The sequence below is a fragment of the uncultured Blautia sp. genome (genome assembly GCF_902497045.1).
Taxonomy (GTDB): domain Bacteria; phylum Bacillota; class Clostridia; order Lachnospirales; family Lachnospiraceae; genus Blautia_A.
The window spans coordinates 1-12,071 of sequence record NZ_CABVDF010000070.1 but is presented as its reverse complement, the minus strand read 5'-3'; the positions used below and the strand labels follow the sequence as shown (position 1 = coordinate 12,071).

The 12,071-nt window shown below is 42.4% G+C and carries 12 protein-coding genes; 11 read left to right on the top strand and 1 reads right to left on the bottom strand.

What is annotated here, in order from left to right; translation table 11 throughout:
- Positions 1-82 precede the first annotated feature (82 nt).
- From RDS42_RS06985 to RDS42_RS06935, 11 genes are all read left to right on the top strand, one after another.
- A complete protein-coding gene (locus RDS42_RS06985; RefSeq protein ID WP_308783004.1) occupies positions 83-436 on the top strand; it encodes a hypothetical protein in 354 nt (117 codons plus the stop codon).
- A gap of 102 nt (positions 437-538) precedes the next feature.
- Entirely contained in the window at positions 539-1,432 is an 894-nt protein-coding gene (locus tag RDS42_RS06980; RefSeq protein WP_308783003.1) for a sugar ABC transporter permease, read from the top strand.
- Between the two features lie 41 nt (positions 1,433-1,473).
- Positions 1,474-2,313, top strand: coding sequence for a carbohydrate ABC transporter permease (locus tag RDS42_RS06975; protein WP_308783002.1), 840 nt, complete (start codon positions 1,474-1,476; stop codon positions 2,311-2,313).
- Between the two features lie 49 nt (positions 2,314-2,362).
- Positions 2,363-3,610 carry an alpha-L-fucosidase gene (locus tag RDS42_RS06970; RefSeq protein ID WP_308783001.1) on the top strand — a complete coding sequence of 416 codons (1,248 nt, stop codon included), beginning with the start codon at positions 2,363-2,365 and terminating at the stop codon, positions 3,608-3,610.
- 5 nt (positions 3,611-3,615) lie between these two features.
- Positions 3,616-5,079, top strand: coding sequence for an alpha-L-fucosidase (locus RDS42_RS06965; RefSeq protein ID WP_308783000.1), 1,464 nt, complete (start codon positions 3,616-3,618; stop codon positions 5,077-5,079).
- A gap of 46 nt (positions 5,080-5,125) precedes the next feature.
- Positions 5,126-6,454, top strand: coding sequence for an alpha-L-fucosidase (locus RDS42_RS06960; RefSeq protein WP_308782999.1), 1,329 nt, complete (start codon positions 5,126-5,128; stop codon positions 6,452-6,454).
- 74 nt (positions 6,455-6,528) lie between these two features.
- On the top strand, positions 6,529-7,539 hold the full coding sequence (iolG, locus tag RDS42_RS06955) for an inositol 2-dehydrogenase (protein WP_308782998.1): 1,011 nt from the start codon (positions 6,529-6,531) through the stop codon (positions 7,537-7,539).
- A gap of 22 nt (positions 7,540-7,561) precedes the next feature.
- The gene (iolE, locus tag RDS42_RS06950) at positions 7,562-8,461 is read left to right on the top strand and encodes a myo-inosose-2 dehydratase (protein WP_308782997.1); all 900 of its coding nucleotides are present in this window, start codon (positions 7,562-7,564) and stop codon (positions 8,459-8,461) included.
- Positions 8,462-8,633: 172 nt separating this feature from the next.
- A complete protein-coding gene (locus RDS42_RS06945; RefSeq protein WP_308782996.1) occupies positions 8,634-8,999 on the top strand; it encodes a BMC domain-containing protein in 366 nt (121 codons plus the stop codon).
- A gap of 12 nt (positions 9,000-9,011) precedes the next feature.
- Positions 9,012-9,440, top strand: coding sequence for a BMC domain-containing protein (locus RDS42_RS06940; RefSeq protein WP_308782995.1), 429 nt, complete (start codon positions 9,012-9,014; stop codon positions 9,438-9,440).
- 19 nt (positions 9,441-9,459) lie between these two features.
- Positions 9,460-9,984, top strand: coding sequence for a EutP/PduV family microcompartment system protein (locus RDS42_RS06935; protein WP_177296046.1), 525 nt, complete (start codon positions 9,460-9,462; stop codon positions 9,982-9,984).
- A 51-nt stretch (positions 9,985-10,035) separates the two neighbouring features.
- Here the strand turns inward: RDS42_RS06935 and RDS42_RS06930 are convergent, their stop codons facing one another.
- Positions 10,036-11,994 (bottom strand): oleate hydratase, encoded by a 1,959-nt coding sequence (locus RDS42_RS06930; RefSeq protein WP_308782994.1) that lies wholly within the window; start codon positions 11,992-11,994, stop codon positions 10,036-10,038.
- Positions 11,995-12,071: the final 77 nt, after the last annotated feature.

The following is a 12,071-nucleotide window of genomic DNA, read 5'->3' as shown; positions in this document are numbered from 1 at the left end:
AATCCAGAGACACGCAAGCTAATCATTATTACGCTATTTTAAGAGGTCAATAACAGTAAATGAAGAGTTTGCACTTCAGGATATGGGCGGCGGAAACGAGGCTTATTATGTAGTTGATACAGGTAATCCTGATGAAGTTGCAGCTTCTGTACTTTTCCTGAAATATATGACAAGTGAAGATGTAGTAAATACTTTTGCAGAAGGTTATCCGTCTCCTCTTTGTGTGAATATCACAACAGAGGCAGGAAACTACCTGAGCAAAGAAGCAAGTGCTATCATCGCAGAAACAGAAGATGTACGCGGCGATATCGAGAACTATGATATTGCAACTCATATGATCAATACTGTTCGTCAGGCACTTCAGGGAATTGCAATGGGTAATTCGGTTGATGAAGTAGGAAAGACCATCGTTGATCTGATCGCAGAGTATGAATAATTAAGATACGAAGCAGGTAATGCATTGAATACATAATGCAGGGCGGGCCTCACCAACGGGAGTGTTCGGTGACGCCCGCTCTTTAAAATTGGAGGTATGATTATGTTCTTTAAGTCAAAAACCTACAGAAAATCCTACCTGAAGTCCATGCTTTTTGTTCTTCCGGGAATCATCCTGACAGTTGCGTTTGTTATTTATCCGGTAATAAATACAGCATGGCTGTCTCTGAACAAGTGGAATGGTATCGGCGGTGCGCCGGTTACCTGGGTAGGACTTGAAAACTATATTAAGGTTCTTACAAGTGAAAAGTTTTGGAAGAGTATGCTGAACGCTCTCTATTTTATGATCGGTGGTTTCTGTATTCTGATGCCGATTGCTTTTGGAATGGCGCTTCTTGTTACTTCCAAGCTGAAAGGAATTAAATTCTTTAAGACAGCATACCTTATGCCGGTTATGCTGGGAACTACAGCTGTTGGTCTTATGTGGACTTTTATGCTGAATGCAAATTTTGGTGTTCTGGCACAGTTTTTGAGAGCTATAGGTCTTGAAGAGTATATTATAAATTGGTTGGCCACGCCGACGGTAAACATATGGTGTGTTGTTCTGGTAAATGAGTGGATGTACGCGGGATATAACATGCTGATCTTTGCTGCGGGTATTGTGGCGATTCCGGATGAGATTCATGATGCGGCTCTTTTGGATGGCTGCACCGGATTGAAAAAGATCATTCATATTACCGTTCCTCTCTGTAAAAACATGTTCATGGTATTCTCGGTCATTTGTATCACCGGATGTCTCAAGGCATTTGATATTGTATGGGCAATGACCGGCGGCGGACCGATGGATTCCAGTGCTACTCCTGCAGTTCTTCTTTATACGCAGGGATTCCAGTACAAGCTTATGGGACGAAGCGGAGCAATCAGTATTATCCTTCTGGTACTGGGACTTGTACTGTCCGTACTGTTGAATAATGTTATTTTTAAAGAAAAAGATTGATAACTGACAGGATGGCGGATCCTTGAAGAAAGGAGAACAGAATGAAAAATTACAGAGCGTTGAGAAAATTAAAAACTTTTGGACAGTATTTTATTGCTATTTTTATGGCGGTGGTTACTTTCTTTCCACTGATCGTTACCTTGATTTCATCACTTAAAACAAACGATGAGATTTTGCTGGGAATGTTCTCTATACCAAAGGTGTGGAACTTCCAGAACTATCCGGATGCGATCCGTATTGCTAATGCATTGAAATCTATTGGAAACTCTCTTTTTGTAGCGATTGCTACACTGGTTGTAACGGTTATTATTGCTATGCCGGCTGCATATGTGATCGCAAGAAAAAGTTTTGGTTATCTGAAAGCGGCATATTTCCTGTTTATGGCAGGTGTTATGGTTCCGGTACATTGTACACTGGTATCTGTATCAAAAATTTCCAGTGCATTAGGAACAAAAAACAGTTATGCATTCCTGATCCTTATTTATACGGCATTTAATCTGTCTCAGGCAATCTTCTTGTTTACAGGATATATACAGGGACTGGACAGAGGTCTTGATGAAGCGGCAAAGATTGACGGATGCGGCGATCTGAAGCTTCTTACAACTATCCTTACTCCAATTTGTAAGCCGATCATTGCTACAGAGGCAATCCTGGTATTTATTTATGGATACAGCGAGCTGATCTTTTCCCTGATTCTGATCACAGACAGCAATAAATATACGATTTCCAGAGCAATGCTGAACTTTACAGCAAACTTTACTACGGATTATGGACCACAGTTTGCGTTTGTTATCATGTCCATGATTCCAATGCTTATCATTTATCTGGTACTTCACGAGAAGGTAGAGGCAGGTATGCTTGCAGGTGCAGTTAAAGGATGATTGCAGAATAAAGAGAGAAACAATGAATGGGTACGGAGGTTTTTACATTATGAAAGATACAAAACAGCAGTGGTTCAAAGATGCAAAATACGGTTTATTTATTCACTGGGGACTTTACAGTATTCTTGCAGGTGAATACAAGGGACGGAAAACTGACAGGATCGCAGAGTGGATCGAAAACGACTTTGATATTCCGGTAGAGGATTATGAAAAGCTGGCAGAGCAGTTTAATCCTACAGGGTTTGATGCAGATGCATTTGTGAAGCGTGCAAAAGAACAGTGGGGAATGAAGTATATTGTTCTTACCGCAAAACATCACGAAGGATTTGCCATGTATGATTCCAAAGTGAGTGATTTTAATGTGGTAAAGGCTACCCCTTATGGAAGAGATATTCTGAAAGAACTCCAGCTTGCCTGTGAGAAATATGATGTGAAAATGGGATTTTATTATTCACAGGCACAGGATTGGGATGATCCCAATGGATATATGCACAGAAAAGATAATTCCCAGAGAGATTTCCAGAAATATTTTGATGAAAAATGTAAACCACAGGTAAAGGAACTGCTGGAAAATTATGGAGATATCTGCCTGATCTGGTTTGATACTCCAATGGGTATTACAGTTGCTCAGACTCAGGAGCTGATCGATCTTGTAAAATCCATTCAGCCAGACTGTCTTTTAAGCGGACGTACCGGAAATCATATGGGAGACTATATGACAACAGGTGATAACTATATTCCAAGACTTCCGTATGAAGGAGACTGGGAGGTTCCGGCAACAGTTAATGATACCTGGGGATTCAATAAATTTGATACAAACTGGAAGAGTGCAGATCATATTTTAAGCCTTCTTCTGAAAATTGTAAGTCGTGGAGGAAACTACCTTCTTAATGTAGGTCCTACGGCAGATGGAATTGTTCCGGAGAAATGCGTAGAAGTCCTCAATGAGGTAGGAAAATATGTAACAGAAAATGGTGAGGCAATCTACGGAACAAGACCTTTGGGTGTTTATGCTTATGAGATCCCGGGAATTGAATTTACCGGAAGAGAACACAAACTTTATGTTCATGTGCTTTCGCCAAGAATTCGTATTGAACTTATGAATGTAGGAAACAGACTGACAGGCGCATATCTGGTAAGCAGCGGACAAAAGCTGGAGTATCGCTTTATGAAGAGCTGTGAAGGTGACAGTATGATCGAAGTGGAGCTTCCGGAGGAACTGCACAACAAGAAAAATTACTGTGTATGTCTGGAACTTGAAGAAGAAGAGCCGATTTTCGAATCGATCAAGGGGTGATCAGTATGAGTACGGAGGAATATCTTCGTAAGATTGATGAAGTGATCGCGCAGGGGCCATATACAGATACCTGGGATTCCCTGTGCGGGCATCCTACGCCAGTGTGGTATGAAAAAGGAAAGTTTGGGATTTTTATCCACTGGGGTGTGTACAGTGTTCCGGCTTTTGGAGATGAGTGGTATCCGCGAAATATGTATCGGAAAGGATCCAGAGAGAATCTCCATCATGTAGAGACATATGGTACTCTGGATAAATTTGGATACAAGGATTTTATCCCTATGTTCCGTGGAGAAAAATTTGATCCTGTACAATGGGCGGAGCTGTTTCAGGAAGCAGGGGCAAAGTTTGTAGTACCGGTGGCAGAGCATCATGATGGATTTAAGATGTATGCCAGTGAACTTAGTTCATGGAATGCTGCTGAAATGGGACCGGAAAAAGATGTACTTGGACAGCTGAAAGCGGAAATCGAAAATCGTGGAATGGTTTTGGGAGCATCCTCTCATCGTGCAGAAAATTACTGGTTCTTTAATGGCGCAAGGGAAATTCCGGAAGCAGATGTAAATGATCCTCAGTATGCCGAACTCTACGGGGCAGCGGCAGGACCGACCAGGGATCACAGTAATATATATGATAATACGCCTACACAGGAACATATGGAAAAATGGCTTGTACATACTTGCGAACTGATAGATAAATATCATCCGAAACTTATCTTTTTCGACTGGTGGATCCAGCAGTACGCATGGAAACCATATCTCCGTAAATTTGCGGCTTATTATTATAACCGTGCTGTGCAGTGGGGAGAAGAAGTTGCCATTGATTCTAAATTTGATGCATATGTACACGGAAGCGCAGTGAAGGATCTGGAAAGAGGACAGCTGGATCATATTACACCGGATCTCTGGCAGAATGATACTTCTGTTGCCAGAAATTCCTGGGGATATACCATTGGAAATGATTACAAAAAAACGTCAGATATTATTTTAGATCTGGTAGATGTAGTCAGCAAGAACGGAGCCCTGCTTTTGAATGTAGGACCGAAATCCGATGGAACAATTCCAGAGGAGGATGCAAATATTCTTCGTGAGATTGGCAGATGGATGAAAGTCAATGGCGAGGCGATTTACGGAACAAAATACTGGAAAGTATTTGGAGAAGGTCCGACAGTGGTTCCTGAAGGGCATTTTACCGATACTTATGAAAAGAACTTTACATCAGAAGATATCCGTTTTACCAGTAAGGGAAATCATATTTATGCCATTGTGCTTCACTGGCCGGAGGATGGAGAGATCCATATCAGATCACTTGGAAATGATATGAAGCTTCTGAAATCTTCTATCTGTGATGTGGAACTTTTGGGAACTGATCTTCATCCGAGATTCTTCCGTAATGAAGCGCTTGATATTTCCTGCGGAAGGATCATTGAACCGGGGGACATGCCGGTAGTTCTGAAGATTACGATCGAATAAAAGCATATATAGGTTTCCCGCACAGGCGGGCGGAAAGGAGGACAACATGAGTACAAAAAGATATACAGGAAAATGGGAATCTGTGAATACGCATCAGGTGCCGAAGTGGTATGATGACTGCAAATTTGGTATTTTTATCCATTGGGGGATTTATTCAGTTCCGGCTTACGCACCTCATACATGGGAACTGGGAGAGGTGGATTCCAAGGAATGGTTTGCAGATAATCCTTATGCAGAGTGGTATTACAATTCTTTGAATATAGGAAAAGGTCCTACCTATGAGCATCACATGGAAAAGTATGGTAAAGACTTTAAATATGAAGATTTTATCCCGATGTGGAAGGCAGAAAACTGGGATCCGGCAAAATGGGCAGAGTTGTTTAAAAAAGCCGGAGCGCAGTATGTGGTACTGACAACGAAACATCATGATGGTTTCTGCTTATATCCAAGTAAGTATACAGATTTTAACTGTGTAAAAATGGGACCGAAGAGAGACATCACAGGAGAGCTGACGGATGCAGTACGGGCGGAAGGAATCCGTATGGGTCTTTACTATTCCGGACTGATCGACTGGCAGTATGCAAATGATCCGATTTTTGAAGACGACGATCTCTTTGGAACGGCAAGCCCTACTTTTGAATATGCAGATTATTCTTATAAGCAGATGATGGAGCTTGTGGATACCTACGAACCAAGTCTGGTATGGAATGATATCGGATGGCCGAAACAGAGTGAAGAAATGATGCCGTTTTTCCTTGCGCATTATTACAACAAGGTTGAAGAAGGCGTGGTAAATGACAGATTTAATGACCGTTACCATGATTTCCTGACAAAAGAGTATAAGCAGGGAAAGGTTGACCGCAGCGAAAAATGGGAAATGTGCCGTGGTATGGGACTGTCATTTGGATATAATGAGAATGAAGGTGACGATCAGATTATTTCTGAACAGGGATTGATCTCTCTTCTGGTTGGAACAGTTGCGAACAATGGAAACCTTCTTATCAATATCGGGCCTAAGGCAGACGGAACGATTCCGGCAGAGCAGGAGAGACGGCTCCTTGTTCTTGGCAAATGGCTTGAGACCAATGGAGAGGGAATTTATGAAACCAGATGCAGCAGGAGAGAATCTATTGTATTAGATAATGGCACAGCAGTGCATTTTACTGCAAAAGGATCCGATCTTTATGTGTTTGTGGATGGACTGAAAAAAGGTATGGATACAGTTGATATTCCAAATGTGTTTGGTGAACTCATTCCTCTTGATCAGAGAGTTCAGGCAGAATATCAGACAACTGCTACAGGTACAAGGATCAGCCTGAAAAATTACAGTGAAGATATGTACACACTTTGTTTTAAAGCAGCAGGTCAGGAATAAAAAATGTAAACTGCAGTATGTAAAAGCTGTATAGTGTAAACAGCATAAAAGGTTAGCTAGAAGGAGGCTATATAATGATAAAAGTTGGAGTTATCGGCGCCGGAAGAATTGGCCAGGTGCATATTACAAGTATTGCTACAAGAGTACCCGATGCAGTGATCAAAACGGTTGCAGATCCGTTCCTTACAGAGGAAACTGCTCAGTGGGCAAAGCAGATGGGTGTGGAAAAAACAACAAAGGATTATCACGAGATCCTGGAGGATCCGGAGATTTCCGCGGTTCTGATCTGTTCTTCTACAGATACACATTCACCGATCTCTCTGGATGCGATCCGTGCCGGAAAACATGTATTCTGTGAGAAGCCTATCGATCATGATGTGGATAAGATCATGGAAGTGGTACATGCCCTGGAAGGAACAGACTTGAAATACCAGGTTGGATTTAACAGAAGATTTGATCATAATTTTGAGTCTCTTCAGAAAACAGTAGCAGAAGGTAAAATTGGAAAAACAGAGATCATTAAGATCACATCCAGAGATCCGGAACCGCCTTCACTGGATTATGTAAAGGTTTCAGGCGGTATGTTCCTTGATATGACCATTCATGATTTTGATATGGTACGTTTCCTTGCTGGCTGTGATGCAGAAGAAGTTTATGTACAGAGTGCGAACTTGGTAGATCCGGCTATTGGTGAAACAGGAGATGTGGATACGGCTGTGATCACACTGAAGATGGAGGATGGCTCCATTGCGGTGATCGATAATTCAAGAAGAGCCGCATATGGATATGATCAGAGAGCGGAAGTGTTTGGTTCTCTGGGTATGGCTGCGATTTCCAATGACAGTCAGTCATCTGTACAGATCAGCAATGGAAAAGGCGTTACCGGAGAAAAGCCTCTGTTTTTCTTCCTGGAAAGATATATGGATGCTTACGGCAAAGAAGTATGTGCGTTTATTGATGCTATTGTAAATGATAAGGAAACACCGTTGAATGTATATGATGGACTGAAACCGGTGCTTATGGGTCTTGCTGCAAAGAAATCCAGCGAAGAGCACAGACCGGTTAAGATTTCTGAGATCATGTAAAGATCAGATGGGAGAGATGTTGATGTTTGATAAAAATAAAGTAAAGCTTGGTATTGCTCCAATTGCCTGGACCAACGATGATCTTCCTGATCTGGGTGGAGAAAATACGTTTGAACAGTGTGTCAGCGAAATGGCTCTGGCAGGATTTACAGGCTCTGAGGTGGGAAATAAGTATCCAAAAGATCCGGAAATCCTGAAAAAAGCTCTTCAGCTTCGTGGAGTTGAAATATGCAATCAGTGGTTTTCTTCTTTTCTTATTTCAAAGCCTTTTGAAGAGGTAGAGAAAGAATTTCGGGCACAGCTTGGCTTTCTTAAAGCTATGGGAGCAAAGATCATAGGTGCTTCCGAGCAGAGCTACAGCGTTCAGGGACAGCAGGAAACACCTGTATTCGGACAGAAATATGTGATGGATGATAAAGAATGGGAGCTTCTGTGCAGTGGCCTGGACCGCCTTGGAAAGATTGCGAAAGAAGAGTATGGCATTTCTCTTACTTTCCATCACCATATGGGTACAGTAGTACAGGATCCTGATGAAGTAAAACGTATGATGGATAATACAAATCCGGAATATGTAAGCCTTCTTTTTGATACAGGACATTTTGCTTACTGTGGAGCTGATCCGTTAGAGATGGTAAAAACCTATGCAGACAGAATACGTCATGTACATTTGAAAGATATCCGTCCAGAAGTTGTGCAGAAGGTAAAAGATAATGGATTAAGTTTCCTTGAAGGCGTTAGAATGGGAGCCTTTACAATCCCGGGAGATGGGTGTATTGATTTTGATCCTATCTTTGAAGTTCTGGAAAAAGTTGGATATGAAGGATATATGGTCGTTGAAGCAGAACAGGATCCTGTAAAAGCCAATCCTTTTGAATATGCACTGAAGGCAAGGGCATTTATCAGAGAAAAGACCGGGCTGTAATATCCGGAAAAGATAAGATGTGACATAAAAACTGCTGCCAGTTACTGTTTCCTGTAACCGGCAGCAGTTTTTTGACCTTTCAATGTAGGAAATCAACTTGACAGTGGTTTTTTATAATAGTATGATTTTAAGAGAATCTATGTCAAATGCTTTCTGAAAGGAGAAACAACAAATGGCAAACGATCATGGAGAACAGATCAGAATTGTACAGGAGACTGTGGCCGGAAAGGAAATTACTTTTGCGCATGTGATGGGCGGCCCGGCTCCGATCATATATCAGAAGCTGGGATTGAATCCCCAGGTGGACTATCGTTCCTCTGCTATCGGGATCATGAATATGACCCCTCCGGAATCTGCGGTGATCGCATCTGATATTGCAGTAAAAAGCGGAAATGTTTATCTTGGATTTGCAGACCGTTTTACAGGTACGCTGATCATTACAGGAGAGATTTCAGATGTTATGTCAGCTATGACAGAGGTTGTGGACTATTTCCGTGATACTCTGGGATATGTAGTCTGTGACATCACAAAGAGATAGGAAGCGGGGCTTATGACTCGAATAACAAAGGAAGAACTGCTGGAAAAGCTGTTCCATGATAATTATGAGGATCTCAAAGGGAAAAAACTCCGAATGACCAGAGTGCGTGTACCGGGTAAAGAGGTGTGCCTGGCTCATGTGATCAGTCCTTCGGATGCCTGTATTTACGAGAATCTGGGACTGCATATAGGGGTTCATGATGGAGAAGATCACAGAGGAGAGTCTATTGGATTTATCCGCTTTACCCCCTGGGAGGCTGTTGTAGTTGCAGCAGATGTGGCGGTAAAAGCAGCGGATGTGCAGATAGGTTTTATGGATCGTTTCTGTGGAACCCTGATTCTTACCGGAGGACTTTCACAGGTGCAGACGGCAGTGGAGGAAGTGGTCCGATTTTTTGATGAAGTTCTTGGATTTCAAACCTGCAAGGTTCATAAAAGTTAAATACAGGATATGAGTAAAAATGAAAAAATTATTTTTGATGGGAAGAAGTGAAGCTGGAAAAACCTCTCTGACACAGGCTCTGAAAGGAGAGGAGCTTCATTATCACAAAACACAATATACCAATACGGAAGATGATACGATCGACTCTCCGGGAGAGTATGCGGAATCTAAACGCTTCAGTGTGGGATTGGCATGCTTTTCTTTTGAAGCGGATGTAGTAGGGATCGTGCAGGCTGCTGATGAACCTTTTACGCTGTTTGGGCCAAGCGGCAGGAATTTTATCCTGCGTCCGATGATCGGTATTATTACGAAAATCCATTCACCATATGCCAATATCCCTATGGTGAAGCAATGGCTGGAGGAAACTGGCTGTGAAAGAATTTTTCTGGTGGATAATGCTACCAGAGAGGGAATTGGTGAATTGCTGGAATATCTCCAGGATGATCTTGAGCCGTTGACTTTGGAACAGGCAAAGTTTAAACAAAGCCTGGGATTAAACGAATGGGATCCGCTGCCTGAGGGCGTGGAATATCCGGATGATTAAAAAAGACTGCGTATCTTTGGGTATCAAACCCGCAGAGCGCAGTCTTCTTTTTTACATGTTATCTTTTAATACGCCGTAATCTCTTAATACTTTTTCAATAACAGTTCCTTTTACAAAATGCAGAACGGGTTTTTTCAGCATGTTTAATGGTCCTGGAAGTTCTATCTCCAGAGGAGATTTCCCGTCCATAAGTTTTACTGAACTGCTTAAAAGTTCACGAACGTCATAGACACTTCCCCATACTTCGGGAACACCTCTGTCTACACCGAGAAGTCCATATACAGCTTCCATTGCAGTTCTTACAGAATATTCAGTAGTAAATACGGTATCTCTTGGAGTATCCGCAAACTGACCAAGGAATGCAAAATTCACACAGCCGTCTGGAATAACATCCGGGCGGTCTCCTTTTGCACGCGGCATGAAAAATGCGGTGATGTAAGGCATCATGGTAGGTACACAGACAGCGCTGTTTTCAGCCAGCTCAGAGATTTTTTCTGTAGGAACACCCAGGTGATAAAGCCATTCTTCGGTGATTTCTTTACCTGTGCATTCTCTCATAGGCTTCTTGATATAATTTCCTGGAACATCTGTAAAAAGACCATAGACCCAGACACAAACTTTGTTTTTATCCTGTTCCTTGAACTGACCCTGGCGGTTGATGGTCCAGCTGAGCAGCCATTTTGAATCCATACAGCTTACGATACCTCCGGTAACTACATTGCCGCTTCTGGGATCGCGTTTGCAGATATCGGTTATATATGGAAGGATTTTTTCATCCAAAGTAGTGATGGTGGCAGACTCCCAGTTGGTCTTGCTGATATCGGAACAGAATTTTTCCGGATGACCAAAAGACGGATCCTGTTTGGCAATATTTTTCCACAGGCTCCAGCAGCCGCTGGTACGGACCTCGGCATCTCCGTTAGGTGCGTGGTTCTGATCTCCGTAAATGGTTCCTTCGGTGCAGCTTCCGTTTGTGACGAAAACAAGATCATTTTCTGTAAGTACCAGTCCTTTTTCTACCCCTTTTACTTTATATTCAATAGCAGAAGCGATTTTTTTACCGTCTTTGAAGTCAAAAAGAACATTTGTTACTTCTGTGTTAAACTGGAAATCAACACCTGCGTTTTCCAGATATTTCTGCATTGGCAGGATCAGGGATTCATACTGATTGTATTTGGTGAATTTCAAAGCGCTGAAATCCGGAAGACCTGCGATATGATGGATAAAACGCTGGAAATACAGCTTCATCTCAAGAGCACTGTGCCAGTTTTCGAAGGCAAACATGGTTCTCCAATAAAGCCAGAAAGTGGAGTTGAATACTTCGTCATCAAAAACGTCTTCTATTTTTTTGTCATAGAGATCTTCATCTTTTGTTAAAAAGAGCTTCATGATCTCCATGCATCCTTTTTGGCTTAAATTGAATCGGCCGTCTGTATGTGCGTCATGCCCCCGGTTTACTGTTGCACGACACAGAGAGTAGTTGGGATCATGTTTGTTCAGCCAGTAATATTCATCAAGTACAGATGCGCCGGGCGTCTCAAGAGATGGAATACTTCGGAAAAGATCCCACAGGCATTCAAAGTGATTTTCCATTTCACGGCCGCCTCTCATTACATATCCACGAGTGGGATCAAAAATTCCGTCACAGGCACCGCCGGCAACGTCCATAGCTTCCAGGATATGGATGTTTTCGCCGGGCATCTGTCCGTCGCGAACCAGGAAGCATGCAGCGGCAAGAGAGGCCAGTCCGCCGCCTACGATATATGCATTTTTTTCTTCTACACCCTCGGGTTTTTCCGGACGGGCAAAGGCTTCGTAGTTTCCGTTGCTGTAGTAAATGCCTTTACTGTTTTTTTCATATTTTCCACGTTCTGTGTTTCGGTAATCTTTGTCTGCTGCTGCCATGGAGTTACTGGAAACAGTCTCTTTGGAAGCCTGTTTTGCCAGAATGGCTGCGGCACCAGCGCCTGCAGCCAGCGCAAGTCCTATTTTCATTCCTTTTTTTGCCATATAAAAACCACCTTTCTTAAATCCTGACGCTTTTTGGTACATTGGAGATAACTTTATTCTGCTAATATAGTATTTCC